This window comes from Kamptonema animale CS-326, assembly GCF_028330895.1.
In the GTDB taxonomy this organism is placed as follows: domain Bacteria; phylum Cyanobacteriota; class Cyanobacteriia; order Cyanobacteriales; family Microcoleaceae; genus Kamptonema; species Kamptonema formosum.
Window position 1 is genome coordinate 1 of record NZ_JAQMUA010000059.1, and the last position, 23,152, is coordinate 23,152.

The 23,152-nt window shown below is 42.9% G+C and carries 17 protein-coding genes and 5 tRNA genes; 8 read left to right on the forward strand and 14 right to left on the reverse strand.

All coding sequences use genetic code 11. From position 1 onward, the window contains the following. Window positions 1-128: 128 nt before the first annotated feature. The 5 genes from PN499_RS03450 (at window position 129) to PN499_RS03470 (ending at window position 7,953) form a co-directional block, all read left to right on the forward strand. Complete coding sequence (locus PN499_RS03450) at window positions 129-269, forward strand: DUF7380 domain-containing protein (protein ID WP_272030289.1); 141 nt, start codon at window positions 129-131, stop codon at window positions 267-269. A 378-nt stretch (window positions 270-647) separates the two neighbouring features. Then, the gene (pflA, locus tag PN499_RS03455) at window positions 648-1,391 is read left to right on the forward strand and encodes a pyruvate formate-lyase-activating protein (protein ID WP_272030291.1); all 744 of its coding nucleotides are present in this window, start codon (window positions 648-650) and stop codon (window positions 1,389-1,391) included. Between the two features lie 24 nt (window positions 1,392-1,415). After that, window positions 1,416-4,127, forward strand: a complete 2,712-nt coding sequence (adhE, locus tag PN499_RS03460; RefSeq protein ID WP_272030292.1) for a bifunctional acetaldehyde-CoA/alcohol dehydrogenase — start codon at window positions 1,416-1,418, stop codon at window positions 4,125-4,127. Between the two features lie 850 nt (window positions 4,128-4,977). Further along, window positions 4,978-7,791, forward strand: coding sequence for a bifunctional acetate--CoA ligase family protein/GNAT family N-acetyltransferase (locus PN499_RS03465; protein WP_272030294.1), 2,814 nt, complete (start codon window positions 4,978-4,980; stop codon window positions 7,789-7,791). Then, window positions 7,792-7,953: a hypothetical protein gene (locus PN499_RS03470; protein WP_272030295.1), complete on the forward strand. Its 162-nt coding sequence runs from the start codon at window positions 7,792-7,794 to the stop codon at window positions 7,951-7,953. It abuts the gene before it with no gap. Here the strand turns inward: PN499_RS03470 and PN499_RS03475 are convergent. After that, window positions 7,940-9,220 (reverse strand): hypothetical protein, encoded by a 1,281-nt coding sequence (locus tag PN499_RS03475; protein WP_272030297.1) that lies wholly within the window; start codon window positions 9,218-9,220, stop codon window positions 7,940-7,942. The two genes, PN499_RS03470 and PN499_RS03475, sit on opposite strands and share 14 nt — an antisense overlap. 498 nt (window positions 9,221-9,718) lie before the next feature. Here PN499_RS03475 and PN499_RS03480 point away from each other — a divergent pair, with 498 nt between their 5' ends. Further along, the gene (locus tag PN499_RS03480; RefSeq protein WP_272030298.1) at window positions 9,719-10,612 is read left to right on the forward strand and encodes a tetratricopeptide repeat protein; all 894 of its coding nucleotides are present in this window, start codon (window positions 9,719-9,721) and stop codon (window positions 10,610-10,612) included. Between the two features lie 64 nt (window positions 10,613-10,676). Here PN499_RS03480 and PN499_RS03485 read toward each other — a convergent pair whose 3' ends face one another. The 4 genes from PN499_RS03485 to PN499_RS03500 form a co-directional block, all read right to left on the reverse strand. Continuing rightward, window positions 10,677-11,297, reverse strand: a complete 621-nt coding sequence (locus PN499_RS03485) for a TMEM165/GDT1 family protein (protein WP_272030299.1) — start codon at window positions 11,295-11,297, stop codon at window positions 10,677-10,679. A 410-nt stretch (window positions 11,298-11,707) separates the two neighbouring features. Further along, entirely contained in the window at window positions 11,708-11,989 is a 282-nt protein-coding gene (locus PN499_RS03490) for a type II toxin-antitoxin system RelE/ParE family toxin (protein WP_007353691.1), read from the reverse strand. Beyond that, window positions 11,989-12,213, reverse strand: a complete 225-nt coding sequence (locus tag PN499_RS03495; RefSeq protein WP_272030300.1) for a hypothetical protein — start codon at window positions 12,211-12,213, stop codon at window positions 11,989-11,991. Before PN499_RS03495 ends, PN499_RS03490 begins: the two co-directional genes overlap by 1 nt. A 207-nt stretch (window positions 12,214-12,420) precedes the next feature. Continuing rightward, window positions 12,421-15,822, reverse strand: coding sequence for a tetratricopeptide repeat protein (locus PN499_RS03500; RefSeq protein ID WP_272030302.1), 3,402 nt, complete (start codon window positions 15,820-15,822; stop codon window positions 12,421-12,423). A gap of 450 nt (window positions 15,823-16,272) precedes the next feature. Between PN499_RS03500 and rpiA the strand changes: the two genes are divergently transcribed. Next, window positions 16,273-16,989 (forward strand): ribose-5-phosphate isomerase RpiA, encoded by a 717-nt coding sequence (gene rpiA / locus PN499_RS03505; protein ID WP_272030303.1) that lies wholly within the window; start codon window positions 16,273-16,275, stop codon window positions 16,987-16,989. A gap of 285 nt (window positions 16,990-17,274) precedes the next feature. Continuing rightward, complete coding sequence (locus PN499_RS03510; RefSeq protein WP_272030304.1) at window positions 17,275-18,456, forward strand: aldo/keto reductase; 1,182 nt, start codon at window positions 17,275-17,277, stop codon at window positions 18,454-18,456. Window positions 18,457-18,544: 88 nt separating this feature from the next. Here PN499_RS03510 and PN499_RS03515 read toward each other — a convergent pair whose 3' ends face one another. The 9 genes from PN499_RS03515 to PN499_RS03555 all read right to left on the reverse strand — a co-directional run bounded on the left by PN499_RS03515 (window position 18,545) and on the right by PN499_RS03555 (window position 22,616). Further along, the gene (locus PN499_RS03515; RefSeq protein ID WP_272030305.1) at window positions 18,545-18,907 is read right to left on the reverse strand and encodes a hypothetical protein; all 363 of its coding nucleotides are present in this window, start codon (window positions 18,905-18,907) and stop codon (window positions 18,545-18,547) included. A gap of 108 nt (window positions 18,908-19,015) precedes the next feature. Further along, window positions 19,016-19,582: a 3'-5' exonuclease gene (locus PN499_RS03520; protein ID WP_272030306.1), complete on the reverse strand. Its 567-nt coding sequence runs from the start codon at window positions 19,580-19,582 to the stop codon at window positions 19,016-19,018. 47 nt (window positions 19,583-19,629) lie between these two features. Next, on the reverse strand, window positions 19,630-19,977 hold the full coding sequence (locus PN499_RS03525; RefSeq protein ID WP_272030307.1) for a hypothetical protein: 348 nt from the start codon (window positions 19,975-19,977) through the stop codon (window positions 19,630-19,632). Between the two features lie 786 nt (window positions 19,978-20,763). Further along, window positions 20,764-20,849: transfer RNA gene (locus PN499_RS03530), tRNA-OTHER, on the reverse strand. A gap of 3 nt (window positions 20,850-20,852) precedes the next feature. After that, a tRNA-His gene (locus tag PN499_RS03535) sits at window positions 20,853-20,926 on the reverse strand. Window positions 20,927-20,928: 2 nt separating this feature from the next. After that, window positions 20,929-21,001, reverse strand: a tRNA-Ala gene (locus PN499_RS03540). A 110-nt stretch (window positions 21,002-21,111) separates the two neighbouring features. Then, window positions 21,112-21,188, reverse strand: a tRNA-Ala gene (locus tag PN499_RS03545). 6 nt (window positions 21,189-21,194) lie between these two features. Beyond that, window positions 21,195-21,268 (reverse strand) — tRNA-Arg (locus tag PN499_RS03550). Window positions 21,269-21,329: 61 nt separating this feature from the next. Next, window positions 21,330-22,616 (reverse strand): RNA ligase family protein, encoded by a 1,287-nt coding sequence (locus PN499_RS03555; protein WP_272030308.1) that lies wholly within the window; start codon window positions 22,614-22,616, stop codon window positions 21,330-21,332. Window positions 22,617-23,152: the final 536 nt, after the last annotated feature.

Consider the following 23,152-nt stretch of genomic DNA (forward strand, 5'->3'; position numbering starts at 1 on the left):
TGGTTGCGGCGAGCGCCCACCTTACAATTTATAGCGTTTATTTATGTCCACCTTTATCTGTCCCTGTCAAAGTCAAGCTGAATTGATAAAATTTGGCATAATAGAAAATAAAAAAATGGGGAGATACTTTGTCACCACTAAATCCGCCTCTTACAAAAGATGACTTCACTAACACTGGCTGGCAAGATGTAGTGAACAGCAGCGAACAGAAAGATTGTTTAAGCCACAACAGTGCTTTTTTCCAAAAAGCACTGGAGGTGAAAGAATGAAGAAATATCAGAGAGCAAGTTGTTTTTGAAATTCTGGCAGTCGTAACTAGCGCTGCAATTAAGCCAGAATCAAGTGAGTTTATGAGTCCATTAATGTCTTACACATGGTGGCTCACATTAAGGCTTTGTTGTTTACCTATCTTGATTCATCAGCAGCAAGTTGAGCAATCTCAAACAAGTAACGACACAATTTAACCAGGTTATCTGTAAATCCTCAAAATCAAGCCAGCCTGAAGTTATAGCCGATTCCCCACCTACCCTATCAACGAATCATAACATTCAAACGCCCTCCCTACGACTCTCCTCACAACTTCCCCAAACTCTTTAGCGTATAATAAATTTAAAGGTTGAGGAATCCAACAAGAGGAAGCAGCAACCATGTCAGTTTCTACATCTGTTTTTGGTTACATCCACTCAATCGAAACCTGTGGAACCGTTGATGGCCCCGGTATTCGGTTTATTATCTTCACATCAGGCTGTCCCCTACGTTGTCTTTACTGTTCTAATCCAGATTGCCGATATCTAGAAAACGGTAAAAAGGTCAGTGTTGATGAACTAATAGAAGAAATTCAGAAATACAAATCTTACATGAATTCTTCTGGCGGTGGTGTTACCATTAGTGGAGGTGAGGCATTATTTCAACCTCACTTCGTCACAGAAATTTTTAAACGTTGTCGAGCATTAGGAATTCATACGGCATTAGATACCTCTGGATACTGTGAGTTGAAGGTAGCTAAGCCCGTTTTAGAATTTACCGATCTCGTTTTACTCGATATTAAATCTTTCGATCCTGCAACGTATCGAAAAATTACCAGTGTCGAGCTCGAACCAACATTAATTCTGGCAAGATATTTGAGTGAAATCAATAAACCGACTTGGATTCGGTTTGTTCTCGTGCCAGGTTTAAGTAGCGATCCCCACAACGTCGAAGGGCTAGCAGACTTTGTTGCCAGCCTAAAAAATATCGAGAAAGTAGAAGTTTTACCATTTCACCAAATGGGCGAATACAAGTGGGAAAATTTGGGGTACGACTATCAACTCAAAGAGACTGAACCTCCCACACCTGAGTTGATCCAACAAACGCTAGAAATTTTCAGAAGTCGTGGAATTAAAGCTATTTAAAGCTAACCAAATAGGAAGGTATGTATGCAATTGGTTGTCACTAATCTCCAAGAACTTGAAACACTAATTCAACAAGTAAAAGCTGCTCAAGAAAAATATGCAACTTACTCTCAAGAACAAGTCGATACCATCTTCAAGAAAGCCGCAATAGCCGCCAATACTCAACGCATTCAGTTAGCAAAGTTGGCAGTTACAGAGACAGGAATGGGTTCTATTGAAGATAAAGTGATTAAAAATCACTTCGCCTCAGAATTCATTTACAATAAATACAAACACGAGCGCACCTGTGGCTTAATTGAAGAAGATAAATCCTTTGGGATTCAAAAAATCGCGGAACCAATGGGAGTATTAGCTGGCATTGTTCCCGTCACAAATCCCACTTCAACTACTATTTTTAAAGCTTTAATTGCATTGAAAACGCGCAATGCAATTATTTTCTCTCCTCACCCACGAGCCAAGCGTAGCACAATGGAAGCCGCTAAGATTGTGCTAGAAGCCGCGATCGCAGCCGGAGCACCAGAAAACATTATCGGCTGGATTGACGAGCCCACTGTCGAACTATCTCAAGCCTTAATGCAGCATCCTAACATCAAGCTGATTTTGGCAACGGGAGGGCCCGGAATGGTCAAAGCCGCCTATTCATCTGGTCATCCATCTTTAGGCGTTGGTGCAGGTAATACTCCGGCGGTAATTGATACAACGGCAGACATTCAAACCGCTGTCAGTTCGATTTTAATCAGCAAAACCTTTGACAATGGTATGATTTGTGCTTCCGAACAATCGGTGATTGTTCTTGATAGCATCTACGACCAAGTGAAGCAAGAATTTATGGAGCGAGGCGCTTACTTCCTAACACCAGAAGATAAGGAAAAAGTAAGTAAAATTCTTCTAAAAGATGGTCATATCAATCCCGCAATTGTCGGGCAATCAGTTGGAGCGATCGCGCAACTTGCACAAATTGGGTTAGTCTGTTTAGAGTTCCAAAGTAAGAACCGTGCAGAAACCGAAAGCCACAATCCCGTACCCTGCACATTGCCCAAAGTTTTGATAGGAGAAGTCGAAGAAATTGGCACAAATGAACCATTCTCCTATGAAAAACTGTCTCCAATTTTAGCAATGTATCGGGCAAGTAGTTTCAAGGATGGAGTGGATAAAGCCGGACGATTAGTCGAGTTTGGCGGACAGGGACATACGGCAGTTTTGTATATCAATCCTGAAAAATTGGATGATATTAGCTACTTCAAAAATACCGTTAAAACCTCGCGGGTGTTGATTAATACCCCCTCCTCTCAAGGTGCGATTGGAGACCTCTACAACTTCAAACTAGACCCATCTTTAACACTCGGTTGCGGCACTTGGGGCGGTAATACCATTTCCGAGAACGTTACTCCTCATCATTTGCTCAATGTTAAAACAGTATCAGAGCGGCGAGAAAATATGCTCTGGTTCCGAGTCCCACCCAAAGTTTACTTTAAATCTGGTTGTTTGCCTGTCGCCTTGCGGGAATTAGCCGACAAAAAACGAGCATTCATCGTCACCGATAAACCCCTATTCGATTTGGGATTAGTCGAAAAAATCACCACGATTTTAGATGACATGGGGGTGAAGCATGATATTTTCCACGAAGTTGAACCCGATCCCACTCTTGCCAATGTTACAAAAGGATTGGATTTACTCAATAGCTATCAACCCGATGTAATTATTGCGATCGGTGGTGGTTCCCCAATGGATGCAGCAAAAGTAATGTGGCTGATGTACGAGCATCCAGAGGTGGAATTTGAGGGGTTAGCCATGCGATTTATGGACATCCGCAAGCGGGTTTATGAGCTACCAGCCCTCGGTAAAAAAGCGATCCTAGTGGCGATTCCTACTACCTCTGGTACGGGGTCAGAAGTGACACCTTTTGCAGTGGTGACAGACGAACAAGCAGGGATCAAGTACCCACTGGCGGATTATGCACTCACACCGAATATGGCGATCGTCGATCCCGAATTAGTGTTAAGTATGCCCAAAAAACTCACCGCTTATGGTGGGATTGATGCCTTAACTCATGCCTTAGAATCTTACGTTTCCGTACTAGCTACAGAGTTTACTGAAGGCTTAGCACTAGAAGCGATCGCACTGATATTCAAGTATTTACCCCGTTCTTACCATAACGGTGCCCACGATCCAGAAGCACGGGAAAAAATACATTATGCAGCAACGATCGCAGGTATGGCCTTTGCCAACGCTTTCTTAGGCATCTGTCACTCAATGGCGCATAAATTAGGGTCTACTTTCCACGTACCGCATGGATTAGCGAATGCCTTGATGATTTCTCATGTAATTCGTTACAATGCCACAGATGTGCCCTTCAAGCAAGCCATCTTTCCACAATACAAATACCCTCACGCTAAAGAGCGGTATGCTGAGATTGCGGATTATTTAAAACTGGGTGGCAATTCTCCAGATGAGAAAGTTGAAAAACTGGTGGCAGCAGTGGAACAATTAAAGCAAGAAATAGAAATTCCTGCTACGATTCGCGAAACTTTAGGCGGAGACGATCGCACATTTTACGACAAAGTTGAACTCATGGCTGAACAAGCTTTTGACGATCAATGTACAGGCGCAAATCCCCGCTATCCGCTGATTAGTGACCTGAAAGAGTTGTACCTTCTAGCTTATTTTGGTAATAGTACAAAGGTCGAGTTTTTCGATTTAGAACCTTCGGAAGTTCTGCCTACTCCAGTTGCATAGCAAAAGCTTGATATTCCCATACCAATAACGATGGAATGGGAATATTCTATGTTTGAAAAAGACCTAACCTCCCAGCCACCTTCCCTGCGAGGGAAGGGGGAGAAAGAAAGAAAAAAAGAAAGAAGTTTCTCCCTCCCTTACTAGGGAAGAGAAAGAAAGAAAGAAAAAAAGAAAGAAAGAAAGAAAAAAAGAAATTTCCCCCTCCCCTTGTAGGGCAGGGGGGAGAGGTCACAGCTCACTTTTCAGTAATAAGACTTCCCCAAGTGTCATACTTAAATCAGCTTGTAGAATGTAATCAGGTTGTAGAATGTGTCAGAGGAAGTTATAGATTAATAGAATTGGAGTTTATGCTCCTAATGGAGGTTACTAATACAGGACTTACGCACCAACCAAAGAAACCGGGTTTTTTTACGAAAATACTTCGCCCGCACCCACAGATTCTCTCAAAAACCCGGTTTCTAGAGCCATGAGCTTAAGTCCTATAATAGTGAAAGTTAGGTAATTCCCAACCTAAATATTCAGCAACATTTCTCTCCACTAAGCTTTTACGCATTGCATTAGGAGATTCATTCATCTACATATTCCTTCCTTACTCCTAACAAATTTATTCCTTTTCCCACCCAAAAAAATCATTCCTTTCCTTTATCCTTAGAGGAGAGGCTAGGGAGATGTGAGAAGTTAAGGAGAGGTTATAAGGATATTAGAAAGTTGAGGTAACGGTTACAGATAACACAGTTTTAAATGCCTAATAGCTTATAATTTAATTAGTGATTTCAAGGTAGAAGACAGCCACAAAAATTTCTTCCTTGACCTTAGACGATACGTTTCCCTTTTGAAGAAATTTACAATCATGAAAACAACAACCCAATTAGAGTCAATATCTGTCGCCCATGATTCCCAAGAGATCCTGCGCGAACGTGCATACGACATCTTGCGCTCCGAATATCGTCCATTAGACGCTATTTTTACACCCAAAAACATCGCTGTTATTGGAGCTACAGAAAGACCTGGTAGTGTAGGACGAACCCTACTATGGAACTTGATTAGCAATTCATTTGGTGGAACAGTTTTTCCTGTAAACCCTCAACGATCTAGTGTTTTGGGTATCAAAGCTTATCCCACAATTGCGGCAATTTCAGAACCAATAGATTTAGTCGCGATCGCGACTCCTGCACCCACAGTCCCAGGGATCGTTCGCGAATGTATTGCCGCAGGAGTTAAAGGTGCGATCGTGCTTTCGGCTGGCTTTAAAGAGGCCGGAACAGCAGGTATTGAACTAGAACACCAGCTATTAGAACAGGTGCGTCAAAGTCAAATGCGGTTGATTGGGCCCAATTGTTTAGGTGTAATGAACCCAATTACCGGACTCAATGCCACCTTTGCTAATGGCATGGCCCGTCCGGGAAAGGTCGGTTTTATCAGCCAAAGTGGGGCCTTGTGTACGGCAATTTTAGATTGGAGTCGGCGGGAAAATGTGGGTTTCAGCGCCTTTGTTTCCATCGGTTCCATGCTGGATGTAAATTGGGGAGATTTAATTGATTATCTCGGTGACGATCCCCATACTGAAAGCATTGCAATTTATATGGAATCGATCGGCGATGCCCGTTCCTTTCTATCTGCTGCCCGTGAGGTAGCATTAACTAAGCCGATTATTGTTTTAAAACCGGGTCATACAGAAGCGGCTTCTAAGGCTGCGGCTTCCCACACGGGAGCCCTAACTGGCAGCGATGCAGTTCTTGATGCTGCTTTCCGACGTTGCGGCGTGTTGCGGGTAAATACGATCGCAGATCTATTTGATATGACAGAAGTGCTGGCAAAACAGCCTCGTCCTAAAGGCCCAAACCTAACCATCATTACTAATGCTGGAGGCCCGGGTGTATTGGCAACAGATGCACTGATTGCCACCGGAGGTCAACTGACAGAATTATCGACGGAAGCGATCGCAGAACTTGATGCCATCCTACCCGTTCACTGGAGCCATCACAACCCGATCGATATCTTAGGAGATGCCGATCCCAAACGCTACGCTAAAACCCTGGAAGTTGTAGCCAACGATCCTGACAGTGATGGACTCCTAGTCATTCTCACACCCCAGGCAATGACCGATCCCACTCAAACCGCAGAACAGCTAAAACCTTACGCCAAACTCTCAGGTAAGCCCATAATTGCTAGTTGGATGGGTGGAAGCGAGGTATCAGAGGGTGAGTTATTGCTAAATCAAGCTGGGATTCCCACCTATCCCTATCCAGATGCAGCCGTGCAGGTATTTAGCTATATGTGGCGATCGAGCTACAATCTACAAGGAATCTACGAAACTCCAATTTTACCCACTGCCTTTGGAGAAAATGGTTCCAGTCGCACACAGGCTGAAGAAATAATTAATGCTGCTCGTCAAGAAGGGCGCACGATTCTGACTGAAGTAGAATCTAAGCAGATTCTAGCCGCTTATGGCATTCCTACTGTTGAAACTGCAATTGCGACAACTGAAGAGCAAGCCGTTGAACGTGCAAATGCGATCGGGTATCCAGTAGTTCTCAAACTGTTCTCTAAAACTATCACCCATAAAACTGATGTGGGCGGAGTACAGTTAAATTTGAGTGAGGAAAACGCAGTCCGACAGGCTTACCAAGCTATTTATAACGCTGTTTCTTCCCGATATTCAAACTCCTCTACCTCCTCCGATTCCGACTTCCTCGGCGTGACTGTGCAGCCGATGATTAGGCGCGAGGGATATGAACTGATTATTGGTAGTAACCTTGACCCACAGTTTGGCCCAGTATTGCTATTTGGAACTGGCGGACAATTAGTAGAGATATTTCAAGATCGGGCGATCGCTCTACCACCTCTTAATACCACTCTGGCACGCCGGATGATGGAACAAACCGCGATTTACACAGCATTAAAAGGCGTGCGAGGACGCAAGGCTGTTGATTTAGCAGGCCTCGAACAACTGATGGTGCAGTTTAGTCAACTGGTGGTAGAACAACGTGGGATTAAAGAAATTGACATTAATCCTCTATTGGCAAGTTCAGAACAATTGCTGGCTCTCGATGCTCGGATTATCTTACATGAATCAGACATTGATGAAACCCAATTACCAAAATTAGCGATTCGTCCTTATCCCAACCAATATGTGACTCCCTGGACGATGAAGAACGGTACTTCCATTACCATTCGTCCGATTCGTCCAGAAGATGAGCCATTGATGATTCAATTCCACAAAACTCTATCTGAGCAAAGCGTTTATTTGCGCTATTTCCATTTAATCAAACTTAGTCAGCGTATTGCTCACGAACGATTGACTCGTCTCTGCTTTATTGATTACGATCGCGAAATGGCACTCGTCGCTGATTATGAAAACCCTGAAACTGGCACTCATGAAATTTTAGCTGTTGCCCGTTTGAGTAAATTGCACGGCAGGAATGAGGCGGAATTTGCACTATTAGTAAGCGATCGCTATCAATGTCAAGGATTAGGAACAGAATTACTGCAACGATTGATCCAGGTGGGATGGGATGAAGGGATCGATCGAATTACAGCCGAAATTCTCTCAGAAAATTCCGGGATGCAGCGAGTTTGTGAAAAACTAGGATTTCAAATTCGGCGATCGCTCATAGATCCTACTGTTGCCAAAGCAGAGATTCGAGCCTTAGATGCGGTTTGATTGCCGCAGGGGAGCGGCGGAGATGGGGAGGATGGGGAGGATAGGGAAGGTAGGGAGGATGGGGAAGGTGGGGAGGGTAGGGAAGATTTAACTTCCTCATCTCCCCCATCTCCCCCATCTCCCCCTCTCCCTCATCTCCCCATCCCCATCACTCCTCAGTAGGCTTAGGCTTCTTGACAGGCTTAGCAAGGGGTTCCTTGCGAGGAGGAGGCGCTTCGGCTGCTACCGCTGCTGGTTTGCGTGTGGGAGGAGCTGGACGCGGTGCGTCTGGATCTCTCTTAGGGGCGGGAGTAAAGGCACGCTTGCCTTTAAAACCACCACCACCAGCCTTGTTGAATGGCTTTTTCTTCACAGGCATGGGGCCGATATTATTGCCCTCTTGAATCAAAAGTTTCTCAGCTTGCAACTGTACGTGGAAGTCCCAAAAATGGCCGACTGCCTTTGTTGCTAAATCCCCAGTGAGTTTCAACTTAAAAAACTTCATCGTCTCCCCATCCTTGCGGGGAGCTTGTTTGATCTTGACGATGACATATTTTTCGTCCTCTTGGGATTGATAAATCACCTCACCGCGAATAGAAAAATAGCCATTTTCAACATTGATGTGGGACGGCGGGAAAGATTCGGGGGATTCTTCGCTGCTTACCTCTTCTCGATCGTCCTCTGGTGCAGTGTTCTCTTCCTCTGAGGACGGATCGATCGGTTTTTTAAGCGTTTCCGGCTCCCAAACGCCCATAATCTGGGCGTGTAAGTTGCCGTCTTGCTGTCGGGTGCGGGGATAGACTACCCAGAGGTGTTCTTGTTCTAAGTTCAGGTGATTTTTCACTAAACTCATAACTCGACCCAGTAACACTGCGTCGATCGCCGTACCATCGGATGCCGTGAGCGTACCCCGCGTGAATTGCTCTTCTGAGGCAGCGTAGCGCCCCCGGACTAAGCCAACGGCTCGGTACTGTCTGGGTTCGCTGGGTGGGGGAATTGGGTGTTGCCGCATTGCCCCGGCTGTGGGATCTGCTGGTTCCTCCTCGTTAGCAATAGCGTCTTCTGCTATTGGCTCTGAGGCGGGTGCAGTTTGGCGATCGCTAACAGGATCGGAGGGCGCGGGGGCATCGCCGGATTTTTCCTTTGGTGCTATTTTTCCTGAAGCCGTTGCTACAGATTCTGCGTCCTTTGGTGCTGTTTGCACTATGGGCACTATCCGACGGGGCTTTTGCAGCTTTTCCGTTGAGGAAAGCGCCTCTGTTGATGCTGGGGGTTTACTGGGCTCGACAGGCACGGGTGTAGCAGACGCGGAAGCTATAGGACTCTCGGCTGCTGACTCTGGCGGCTGGGTAGGAGCTTTAATCAGATTGACAATCTGCTCGCTTAGGTTCTCTTTTTGAGAGGGAGTAGACTTGGACGATTTGGAAGAGCGGTTCGGGGAGGGGTTCATAAAAACTCCTTGCAGCGGAGACACATCCCTTTTGGGAACTTAGGAAGAAACTGTTTGAAATGCCACTAGCGGAGGACTTGGGGCTTTCGCCTCATGTCTCCCGGCCTGTTAACTTTTAGCTCAAGGACTGTCAACTCGATGCTGCTGTAAATTCCCAAAATCTTTGATATCAAAGGGTTTAGGAGATACCGATCGCATCTTAAATTGATTGCCTTGAGCGGGAGTTGTTAGCTAGTAGCGTCACGACCTTCAGTGGTTATTGTACTTATAATTCAATTGCCTAACGGGCTGATCCGCATAGTTAGGCAATTTCACAGCTAGACAAAACTACACTAGACTATCCTGCTTTACCGAATGGTAAGTGGCTGGGTTGTAAGTCAAGGTTGATTCGCTGAGTAGACTTGTGGGCCTGTTACCATATTAGCTGCAAGCAAAACGCTGTTTTGTCAGTTGGAGCTTTGAAATTGAGAACCATTGCGGTTGTGGGGGTCTAGTGAGATGGTAGGAAAGCGTCGCGGTTTGATTAGTGTGGTGATGGTGCTGTCGCTCATTGCCTTTGTGGGTTTTTCTATTGCTCCGATTGTGGATAGTATTGTGAAGGCGAATCAGGCATCGAGTTCGCCTTCGCCTTCACCAACACAAACAACTACGGCGAAGCAATCGGATTTACAAGGTCAGGCACGGGGTTATGAATTGGTTTTGCAACGGGAACCGGACAATGTGACGGCTCTGCGGGGTCTGTTGCAGGTGCGCCTGGAATTGCTTCAGGCTAAAGAGGGGGAAATTAAGGATGTAATTACGCCTCTGGAAAGATTGTCGAAGCTGAATCCTGAAAATGTGGAGTATTCGATTTTGTTGGCGCAAGCTAAGGAGTATGCTGGCGATCGCGAAGGTGCTGCTCAAGCTTACCGCTCGGTGCTGACGGTTGTGCCTGGGGACGTTAAGGCTTTGCAAGGGTTGGTGAATTTGTTGCTCAAGCAGCAGCGGCCCGAAGCGGCGATCGGGTTGTTACAAGATACTCTGAAGGCGGCTCCGGCTGCAAATCAGGCGAAGCCTGGAAGTGTTGATGTAACTTCGGTGCAGTTGATTTTGGGCCAGGTTTATGCTGAGCAGAAGCGTTTTGATGAGGCGATCGTAATTTACGATGAGGGGATCAAGGCTGATGCTAAGGATTTTCGCCCGGTTTTGGCTAAGGCAATTGTTTTGAGAGAACAGGGAAAAACTGAAGATGCCGAAGGACTTTTTAATAAGGCTACTGAGTTGGCTCCTGCTAATTTTAAAGACCAAATTAAGCAGTTAGCTGCTGGTACTCCTTCGCCTGCGAGTTCGCCTACGAGTGCTCCTGAAACATCATCTCCGACTCCTCAAGCTTCTCCTGCTGAAAAGAATTAATTTGAGTAGTTCTGTTAACAGTTAACGGTTAACAGTTAACCGTTAACCGTTAATAATTGACTTTCTAAGCTCCTTCTAACAAGGCAACTGTACCGAAAACTAAGAAAAGGCATCCACCCAAGGCGGTGATTGTACGTTCGGAAATTCGACCGGCGATGATGCGTCCCCCGATAACTGCGATCGCGGCACAGATGGCGTGTCCTAAAATGGCTCCAAGTGTTACACCAACGGCATTGTTAGAGGCGGCGAGGGCGATGGTGGCTATTTGGGTGCGATCGCCCCATTCTGCTATAAATGTTAGTACAAAGGTTTTGAGAATAACAGCTAATTTACTTCCTGCTGGCAACCATTTAAAGGCACGCACTTGATTTACCGCTTCTTCTGCTTCCTGTACTTCTTCGCGATCGCATTTCGCGGGCATATTTTTGGCATCGTACAGCAGTTTTAACCCGAAGCAAGAAAAGAGAGCTATTTCGGCGAAGTGAATGTAATTCTGCGGTAATAGTGAGACGGCTTGACCAACTAAAACAGATAATACTGTCATAGCTGCTAAGGCGGCGGTGGCTCCCACAAACACTAGCCTCCGCGAATGCCGCATTGCTAGAATGACGGCTATAAAGAATGTTTTATCGCCTAATTCGGAAATGGTAATTAATAATAGACCGGCAGTAAATGCTGTTAACACTCTCTCAATCTCCTCAGATTTTTATTGTGGCTATCTGAGTGAGCTTGATGAGAGGGCAATACTCCACCAAGCTCACCTTTGATGTGAACTTAGTGAAAGTCTCGCTTGCAAATTGCTGTCTTTTTCCTTGTCGTTAGACTAAGGACGATCCGCTAATTTGTCACCTGAACCAGGCTTAACGCCAGTATGTTGACTCAGGTGGGCTGGTTTGTTTGGTGCCAGCAGCTACTCCCCTTCAGCATGAAATTATCATACTATATATATGTGGGAATGTAAAGCAGTTTTTTAGAATATTTTGTAAGTGTATTCAAGTTAAATAATTTCATCATTGTTTATTCATAATTGATTCATTTTAGATTCATATAGTAGGTTGAAAGGCTATCAAGGTGATAAAACTGTACTTAATCTGTTTAATACACTTCATCATGGGAACCCAAGTTTATTAATAAAATTGCTTCTTCTTCATCTTCTAGGCTTGTAACAAACTCAAATAAAATGCGGTAGCTATAATCAATTGAACATGACCATATACCTGATAAATCTCCTGCCAGCTTGTGAGTCCGCAAGCTAGGGTGAAAATGGTCTTCAGCTAAGAGTTGTAGAGTTGCCTCAATCAACGGTCTAAGTTGTGGATTTTTACGGACTAGACGTTTGAAAGAGCGAATAGACTTCGGACTCCAACCAATTTTCATTAATCATCCAACTCCGCCATAAAATCTGCTATTGAACCAAATTTTATATTTCCTTGAGCGTAATCCTGACGAACTTCTGCAACTTCTTTTAATAATTCATTGCGCCTTTGTTGACGGAGGCGTTTGTGAAGGATATCTAGCAGCATTGATTGGTCTTCCAATGATAAAGCTTCGACAGCTTCTAGAGCTTGTTGGAATTGAGATATTTTTGTGGTTTGGCTCATAAATCCTTCTCTTCTCAACCTAAGATTTTATTATTATACCAGATTTGGTAATAAGTAGTATCTACTTAAGTCTTACCTTTTGCTGCGCTCGCAATTTTTATTTCTAAAGATGTTCGACTTATACACCAATTATAACAAAATATCGTCGAGTGTATTTACTCCTTTGCCGACCTGTAATAAGGTGGGCAATGCCCACCCTACAGTAGATTAAACCTGCTTAGCTAAAAGCTCTTGAAACACCTCATACATCTCCTGTGCCAACTTCTTCGGATTCCACAACGGCGCTAAATTCTCCGGTTGCTTAGAACGGACTAAATGTTCCCGCACCGCATTTCTGAAAGCAGCATCTCGACCAAATTTAATCCCCCATTGAGTATATTCTTCCCAATTCCAAGCTACACCCACATCAAGATTTACGCTCTTCAAAAATGCGTAACCCATCCGCGATAGATACTGATTACCAGCTCTCGTTACTACTGGTAAATTAGCCCACAAAGCCTCTAAATTATGAGTTCCACCATTGTAAGGATAAGAATCCAACAGCACGTCAGCTACATAATAAATCGCCCGATGTTCTTCCTCCGTTTTAGTTTGCCCTAAAAATTTAATCCGATTGAAATCTACTCCCTGAGCATCGCATTCTTGGCGATAACTGGTGTGAATTACTTCGGGATCTCCCTGACCTTTACGGATTAACAAACTGTCAGGAACTTCCTTAAGGATTTTAACTTGAGCCCGTAGCATTTCAGGATTGGTCTTTCTGCCAGGTGCAACGCACAGATAGGTCATCTGATCCAAACCAATTCCTAGAGAGTTTCTTAAAGCATTTCTATCAACAGAAACACTTTGCAATCCACTAATTGCTACAGAACATTCTGGCAATCTGACTAATTGCTCAATGTAATGTTTTTCCACGCCCGCAGGGTGAGTGTATTTGTCGCAGAGAAAGTAATGCTTGTCAGATAGATATGGTGCGTCAAATCCGAGCCAAGAAACGCAAACTGATGCGGGATAGTAATACAATATCTCCACATTGGTTGGCACTGTCATTGAATCTAAATCTACCAAGATATCCAAATTATCTTGCGATACCTCTTCGAGAAGTTCTCCGCCATCTGCAAATCCATTCGGATATTTTTTAGGCCAGTAGAATTTGCCTGCCATTTGTTCAAATCGCTCTGTAACTTCATCTTTTTGTAGCTTCCCAGTAACATAGAGATGAACGTGAGGAGTGATCTTAGTTAGTTCGCGAATTAAAGCTTCACTGCACCAACCTACGGAATGGCGGCGAAAGTGTTTAGAGAGGAAACCAATTCTTAAATGCCTTTGTTTAATTGGGTAATTGCTAGGCTTTGGTTTGCGATCTATCTGCCGTTGTGGTACAGCTTTTTTGTAATATTCCTTGGCAATTAGTTTATAGAAGTTGGCGTTTGCTTCTCTATCATCCCGCAGGTGAGAAACGGCAAAGAGGAAAATTTCGTAGAGTAGTTTAATGTCAATGACACTAAAATTTTCACAGCTTTGATAGCTGAGTTTTTCTATCTCTATAAGTTTCTGAAGAGCGAGTTCGCTAACACCTGATTGGAGATAGGAAAATACGTAAGCAGTCGCGGACATAACTGGTACACTTTCACCGCAATATTCGCAGTATTTGTCAGCTACTTTTCTGGCTCCTGCTAGGTTGCTAGAATGACTGAGTAAGTCGCACAATTGTTGGTGTGCTTCGCTGAAATAAGGATTTAGTGCGATCGCTTTTTCAAAATAAGTAATCGACTCTCCGGGTCGATCCTGTTTCTGAATGTGTCCCATCCGACAGTAAACTTCTGCCCAGTCTGGTTTATAAACTAAAGCTTGTTGATAGGTGGCGATTGCTTCTTCTAATTTCCCTTGCATGGAAAAGGCATTACCCATATTGGCGATCGCGTCTGACCAGTCTGGTTTATGTTTGATGGCTTCTTGATAATTACTAATTGCTTCCTCATACTTTCCTTGATGCAAAAGTGCATTAGCTATGTTGAAATGTAGCGCTTCTAACTGAGGTTTAATCGCGATAGCTTTCCGATAGTATTGGATTGCCTCTTCTAGATTGCCTTGCTGCATCCGCGCACTGCCAATATTGGCATAAGCTTCTGCCCAATCAGGTTTGACTGCGATCGCTCTTTGATAACTCTGAATTGCTTCATCTCGCTTGCCTTCGGTTAAAAGCGTATTGGCTAAATTAAAATGGAAATCTGCACCAACTACATGAGGATTTATGTCGCTCGTTTTCTGAAAATAAGCAATTGCTTCCGCTGATTTTCCTTGCTTCTGAAATACTTTGCCTAAGTTCCAATATACTCCCGCTAAATCTGGTTTAAGAGCGATGGCTTGCTGATAATAAACAATCGCTTTTTCCAAATGCCCCATTTTGAAATACATACTACCAATGTTGGCGCGGACTTCGGCATAATTGGGTTCAAATTCGAGTGCTTGTTCGTAAGCGCGAATGGCAGCATCCATTTTTCCTTGACCTTGCAGCGCATTCCCCAGGGTCACATAGGCTTGTATGAAATCGGGTCTAATTTTCAGCGCTAACTGGCAAGATGCGATCGCTTCTCTGAAATTACCTTGGAGTAAATAAGCTTCGGCGCGTTTTTTATATTCCTCAACTTCTTGAAATTTTGCAACTTGTTCGGGAGGATTAAAATTGAAGCTTGAAACTTGTTCCGTAGTTTCATCAGCAGTTTCATCAGCATTTTCAAAGGGTCGATCTAAACTTAAATCTTGGGTAGTCTGTGGTAGATTTAAACTTGAAGGTTGCAGCCCGTATTCTTCATCTTGCTTTATTGGTTCTTGCTGTTGCCATTCACCTTCTTTTTCCAGTTCAAGAAATTGACCTTTAGTCCCTTCGTCATTTGGCGAATTTTTCGGCTTTTCCTGAGATTTTAGCTGCTGTAAGCTAGATAATTTATCCGTAGCTTCACCATCTCCAGGTTGCAACTTTAGGACTTTTTGGTAACAGGCGATTGCGGCATCTACGTTATTACTTTTTGTTAAAGCCTCACCCAATTTATAGTAATTTCTCAGTAACCCTGGCTGCAAAGCTATGGATTTTTGGTAACAAGCAATAGCTGCACCTAAATCTTCTTGTTGCTGCAATATATTGCCCAGCATTAAAAGAACTGAAGCCAAATTTGGGTTATTAGCAAGTGCTTTTTTATAACTATTTGCAGCTTCATCTAAGCGACCTAGCTTATAATACATACTGCCCAAGTTGGCATGAGCCTCTGCAAAGTTCGGGTCAATTTCTAATGCTTGAGAGTAGGCATGAATTGCCATTTCCAGTTGCTCTTGACTGTGGAAAGCATTTCCCATTGTCAGGTATGCGGGTGCAAAATCTGGCTTAACTTTGAGAGCGAATTTGCAGGAGGCAATTGCTGAGTCTAACTGTCCTTTTAAAATATAGACTTCAGCTAGTTTTCTATGAGTCTCAGCATCCTCAACGTTAAAGCTAATTGCTTTCTGATAATTATCAGCGGCTGCATCTAATTTGCCAGCTTCTTTAAGCCAGTTGGCTTTGTTGAAATGCGCTTGTGCTGCTTCTAAATTCACTAATGACTCTGTTATCATCGGCTCTGCTACTCTCACAGTTTTTACAACAATACTATCGAATCATTTAACTCATTGCTCTACTCTTACTAACTAAGTAAAAGAGCTATTGACATATTCTACCTGATGCTTCAGATAAGTTTCTGTCGCTACTGTATTTGTACTGATACCTGCTCTCAAAACCCGGACAACCTCCTTTACAATCAGTTTACATCAGTTTCAAGCTAGATTAGATATATAATTTCAATTACTTAGTGACGTGGAACTTTCAAGCTCGGCTAGTGAAACTAGACGAGCAAAACCAGCCTTTGTTTCCGCTAACGCCGCTCAGCTACTTGCAGTAATAAAGGTAAGCGATAACAGAAGGCAGAAGGAAAATGCAATATAAATTGGCCCAATTGCGGTAAATTAAACACTGGTAGTTATTTTAATTGGCAGCGCTAACCGCCAACTCATTGAGGAGCATTTATCATGGCCGCAGAAAAAGACCCCGCAAAATTGAGCAAGCAACAAGTCGGCTATGCCGCCGCTGACCGCGTAAAGTCTGGTATGATCGTGGGGCTGGGTACAGGGTCAACCGCAGCTTATATGATCGAAGCTTTGGGCGATCGCATCAAAGCCGGCACACTCAAAGATATCAAGGGAGTGACAACTTCTTTTCAGGGAGAAGTTTTGGCAAAGCAATACGGAGTTCCGCTAACAACGCTCGATGAAATTGACCGCATTGATGTTGCTATTGACGGTGCTGATGAAGTCGATCCGCAGCTAAATTTAATTAAAGGTGGCGGTGCGGCTCATACCCGCGAAAAAATTGTCGATTACTTAGCAGAACAGTTTATCGTTGTGGTAGATGGTTCTAAAATAGTTGACAAATTAGGTTCAACTTTTCGCGTACCTGTGGAAGTTTTACCGATGGCAATAACGCCAGTGATGCGTGCGATCGCGAAACTAGGCGGCGAACCGGAACTCCGCATGGGAGTGAGAAAAGCTGGCCCAGTAATTACAGATCAAGGCAACATGGTAATTGATGTCAAATTTAACACCATTGACAACCCAGGGGAACTAGAAAAAACCCTAAATAACATTCCGGGGGTACTAGAAAATGGCTTGTTCATAGGCGTAACAGATTTAGTTCTGGTTGGCGAAATCAAAGACGGACAGCCGATAATACGTGAGATTACTAAATAGTTAGTTGTTAGTTGTTAGTTGTTAGTTGTTAGTTGTAATTAGTAATTACTAGAGCGGAAAACTATCTTTTCGTGGCGATTACAAATCGCGGCTACACGAACAAAGTCTACCTGCGCGGACTATTAAAGAAAAGCGGCGCTAACAAACCCGGATTTAGTATAACAACTAACAACTAACAATTACCAATTACCAATTACCAATTACCAATTACCAATTACTAATTACCAATTACCAATTACCAATTACCAATTACCAATTACCCATTACCAATTACCCATTACCAAAATGCAATATCGCCGATTTGGTCGTACAGAATTGCAAATGCCCGTCTTTTCTTGTGGCGGTATGAGATATCAATATAAGTGGCAAGATGTTGCGCCAGATATGGTTCCCCCTGACCATCAAAAAGAATTAGAAACTACCATTCGCCGTTCTATAGAATGCGGGATAAATCATATTGAAACTGCTCGTGGTTACGGCACTTCTGAGATGCAGTTGGGAGCGATTTTGCCCAAGTTTTCCCGTGAAAAATTAATTGTTCAAACCAAAGTTTCTCCTAAATCTAATGCTAAAGAATTTCTTCAAGAATTTGAAAAATCCCTAGCTTACTTACGCCTAGAATATGTCGATTTATTTTCGCTGCACGGTATTAATAACTCTGAATTGCTAAATTATAGCATCTGTCCCGGTGGCTGTATAGATGTTGCCAAAAAGTTGCAAGCAGAAGGTAAAGTGCGGTTTATAGGATTCTCAACTCACGGGCCAACTGATGTGATTTTGCAGATAATTAAAACTAACCAATTCGATTATGTTAATCTCCACTGGTATTACATTAATCAAAATAATTGGCCGGCTATTGAGGCTGCTAGTAAACACGATATGGGCGTTTTTATTATCAGCCCTTCTGATAAAGGTGGGAAACTTTATAATCCACCTCAAAAATTAGTAGAATTATGTTCTCCACTTAGTCCGATGGTGTTTAACGACTTATTTTGTCTTTCGCATTCCCAAGTGCATACTCTCAGTTTGGGGGCGGCACGATCGCAGGATTTTGACGAACATCTCAAAGCTTTAGAATTGTTAGATAAGGCTGATGAAATTTTACCGCCGATTTTAGAAAAGTTGGAAAAAGAAGCAATAAATAAACTCGGAGAAAATTGGGTAAAAACTTGGCATATTGGTTTACCTACCCATGAAAATACCCCTGGCGGGATAAACATTCCTGTGATTTTGTGGCTGTGGAATTTAGCGATCGCTTATGACATGATCGACTATGGAAAAATGCGCTATAATCTACTAGGAAATGCTAGCCACTGGTTTCCCGGTTCTAAAGCAGATAAAATTAACGAATTAGAACTAAAGAAGTGTCTGATTCATAGTCCTCACGCTGTAAAAATTCCTGGTATACTCAAAGAAGCAGATCGTCTTTTGGGAGGTCAAGCTGTTCAGCGTCTTTCTCAAGAATAGTCAGATGATAGCCTACAGTTAAACGTAAAGTACCGATAATTGAAAAGACAGCTACCTAAGTATTTTGCCTGTTTGTTCTGACTTATACTCATCCTGTCTGTGCGGCGATTCTCTGATTAATTCTTTCTACCCAAATTTCGTTATCATCCAAGTTCACAATCATCCTTTTATAGGATTCATTCTTCAATTCTACTGTCAAATAATTGCTCTCTTTAGTGACATACCAAAATTCTTTACCTCTGTTAGTGTAATAAGTTCCGGCTTTGATTACCCCAGGCATAAAACTACCAGGTGCTTTGATTTCCCGCCAATTACTTTGAGGTTCCTTTGAGGTAGCACCTTCGATGTTTGTTAGAGGTATTTCCCAAAACTTGTTAAATCTAACTGCCCAAACTTGCTCCCAAAAACTAAACTCTATTTTCAATTTATCTAACTCAAAACTAAATTTCATATTAGTTCTCTCTCTTGAAAAGATGGTTGATGAGTTATAATTAGCTTAGCATTTCACCAAAAAAAATACAACATATCACCTATCGATCGAGTACAATAGTTCAAAAAGTCAGGGAAGCTGCTTTTCACCCAGAATATAAGGCAAAAGTTTAGCGATATTTCTAGCATCATCAATGCCTCGGTGATGAGTTCCTTCTAGCGGTAAACCAACAAGTTGCAGAGCTTTTGCCATGCCATAGCGTTTTGGTAAACCTTGAGTTTCCGTAAACAATTGTTTGAGATTAACATGAGGATAAGCAATGGGAAAAGGTACTTTGTGAAAGTTGCTATCTTGTTGAAATTGTTTGCGATCGTAGTCACCCCAGGAACCGAATACACCATTTGAGTAACCAGATAGCCAATTTTTGAGCAGTGCGATCGCTTCCGGGTAAGTGGGAGCTAGATCGACTTGTTTTTGGGAAATTGATGTTAGTGATTTGCAGAATTCAGTGAGAATCGGATGGCGAACTGGCTTAATAAAGGTTTGAAATTCATCAATAATTGTAAGGTTTTTGGGTTCCACCATCACCGCTCCAATCTCGATAATTTCCATGCGTTCTCGATGGATAGTTCCTCGATCGCAGCAAGTAGCTTCAAGGTCAACCACCAGATAGTAATTATAATGTTTTAAATTCATATTTCTTCATCCGCTGTGCTGAAGTGTTGTGCTGCTGCCAACTTGCACTATATCCACTGCCTTTTTCTGAAATGGTACTGACGATCATTATTAAGTATTGCGTAGAATTCTTCTACAAAGGGTATCAACATGGTATCAACTCTTTTTTTACTGCATTCTTGCTGAACTAAATTAGCAACAGCAAAGTGTAACTTGTTAACTTCATTTATGATCTCAATAACATGGCAAACTGCATACGGAGACACTAATTCAATTACGGCAGAAATTAACAGAAAATCCTTTAAGTCAAGTAGATTTCGATCTAGATCGTGATGTATATTAAATACAACATCTCGAAGTTCATGGGCCAAAAAATTAGCTTGAATATCTACTTTTTGCTTTTTTTTCTGTGGCACTTCGTTATAGTAAATTTTTGCAACTATGTCGTTCTAACTGCTAAGTGGATCTCTACCATTTGATTGTCCAACAAGCGCATCTAGATTATGGTATCGTAAGCCATTTGAGTAGTCATTAAGAAGACTAAGAATGTCTTGCTTTATAGCTGAACTATAAAAAGTCAAGTCACACGATATGTTGATTGTGTTTGCACACTTCTGACACTCATTAAGAAGCTGAATTAAATTGTGACCTAACCTGCGAATATAACCAGAGGTAGGGCAGGAAAGATTATGGGTTCGCATGTGTTCAATTATCAGCGTCAGCTTGAGCAAGCGCTCAAGACCAATTGCTAGATTGTAGAAAGCCGTATAGAAAAGCCCTTTATTATTAATGCTAGCTCGACGCAAATCTGTAAGCCCTTTAAAAAGACAGGAAGAAACAAGACTCGACTCCTGATGAATAAGATGCCACTCTTGAGAAAACATTTAAGCTCCTTAAGTTTCGTTGCACAGTATTATAATATCTAAATTTTTGGTATAATGTCTAACATAGCAAAATCATACCCCGAATGAGAACATCATTAAAGTTCTCATGTACGAGTAGCTAGTTAATTATTGCTCTTAATCAGTTCAAATTTTTTTTCTAAGAATCCAACCCCTCTGGATAGAATCGAACTATCACATCCGGTGTTCGTAGCACCAGCGCCATCTCCATTGGCAGAGGGAAATCCACCGGGGAGGTACTGCCCCTCCTATCTCTGTGTTATCAGCACAGCGCCGCACTTTCTGGCTCCCAGTGGTCAAAGGAAGATGGAGGAATCGAACCCCTATAGTTATTAGCTATACCCTGGTTTTCAAGACCAGTTGCCGGCCATTCAGCGGCATCTTCCAAAGGTGTCTGACGGGAATTGAACCCGTTATTACTGGTTCCACAAACCAGCGCCGCTACCACTTTGGCTTCAGACACAGTGGATCTGATGGGGGTCGAACCCACAACCTCTTCTTTGCAAGAGAAGCGTTCTCCCATTAGAACTACAGACCCAATTTATTTACTTAGAAATTACTCAAAGAAACCGGGTTTCTATGCAAAGTCTAAGATTTTCAACTAGATATCTAGGAAGAAACCCGGTTTCTAGTTACTAGATTACCATTTGGTGGATTCTGGTCAGATTTGAACTGACATCTTTCTAGCAGCCAGCTAGATGCTTTTCCAATTAAGCTACAGACCCATTCAGCAGGAGTGGTAGGACTTGAACCCACAACATTCGAGGTAGAAGCTCGACACTCTATCCAGTTGAGTTACACTCCCATACTATTAATTGGGAGAGCGATATTGCGCTCGCTCGCTCCCCACCAAGTTGCCGAAATTGCTACAGAGATTTAGCCTTTTCCTGATACCATTCCTTAGCAGCTTTCATGACTGCTTTGTTGACATCTTTCCAAGTTAGTCCAGATACTTCTAATTCAGCAATGCTTTCTTTCTCCACGTCAGCGGTAAACCATTGTAAAAATTTGCCAATGTTTGCCATATTAAATTCACCGCTGCTGGCTTCTGTCACTCCTTGTTCTAAGCGTGCGGGTGTCACAAAAAGCTTGACAAATTCATCGATGCTCTTAGCAATTTCTGGAGCAATTTGGACTGGTTCTTTGGTTTTGACGGCGGCGTGTTTTTCCCCTTTGGCTTTAAACAGCAGTTCGGCATAAGAAAGTCGTTCTGCAAGTTCATCGATTTGTGGGTAGTAAACTAATCCTTCGCCAATCCCTTCTATGCCAAAAGTTTGTTTAACCCAAGGATCGATTGTTTCTACATCCGCGATCGCTTGATTGAGAGCCTCAACAGTCGATTGCAGTTGTGCGCGATCGCTAAAGTCTAAAACCATCGGTTCCCCATAAAAAGGTAAAACAAAAATGTCTGGATGTTCTGGCAAAAAAGCAGCAATTTTTTCAGGGCGAATTTCTAGCCGAGCTATCTTGCCATTTAACCCCCCAAATTGAATAGCAAAAACTGCAAAAATTTTGCGATCGATTTGTGAGATAGCAGTCCGCTTTTGAATGCCTTTTCCGCACCATTCTCCAAAGATAGTTGCGTTTTCGGAGTTAGCCAACTGGGTAAAAAAATCTAGATTTTGACTCACCCAAGCTGCAAAGCCCATATTGTCACTTTCTGGGGTAATAATCTGAGTTCGGCTTTGGGCAGCCACTCTACCATCTGAAAGAATTTGCACTGCTCCATTAGTGCCATCAAGTTTGATTTTAGCTTGATAGATAATTTTAGGAGTTGCTTCGACTAATTGTAAACTCCTGCAAACATTATGCAGCAATTCGATGCTCGGCCAGGGTTGCAATTCCACCGATTGAACCACTGTTTTTTGGCAATAAATTCCCGATAAATCAGTAGCGATCGCTTCCTCAATTTTACCGAGAGCCATGCCAAAGGAATAAATACCTCGGAGCTTAGTAGGTTTGATTTTTGTACCATCTTTGAGGACGGAATCTGTCAACGCGATCGCCACAACATCACCAACTTCATAAGTATTTTCCAAGTTGGCAATAATTTGCACTGGTTCCCATCCCGGAGCTTCAAAACTATAAAGGCGTAAAGTATCAGCATTAGGATGATTTTGGACGCTTTTTACTTCCATCGCAATTACAGGCATAATGAAACTCCTTTTTTAGGACAACTACTCTTTCATACAGTTAATTATCAGAGCGATAATTGCAGCTACCGCAGCTTTGATTTTGATGATTTTATCAAGACCATAAGTTGAGTGCGATGCCTACGGCTGGCTACGCCTACGCACCTTAGCCACGTACAAGTTATCAGAGCATTTTGCGTTTTCTCAGTTACTAAAGGGACTCCGCCGATGAGTTGTTACACACTCTTTAAAGGATTGCTACTTCTAAGCTTACCTATCGGGTTCTTGGCACTCCTTATTCACAAACGCCCGCTGATTTTGACAGCGTTACTTTTCCTCTCGTACTAAAGTATGTAGGCTCTAAAAGTTAGGGTACGCAAAAGTGCGTAGGCTCCGCCAGCCGCAGGCATCGCTCTGTTGACGGGGTGACAACCCCGTCAACTCCCCCACCAGTAGCGGATTTACCCAACCTGAGCTAAAAAAAGATGGGGTCGAAATTGTTAAGTGGCCCCATCTGTTAATTATGTTTCCTCAATTTTACCAGAACCATCTAGAAA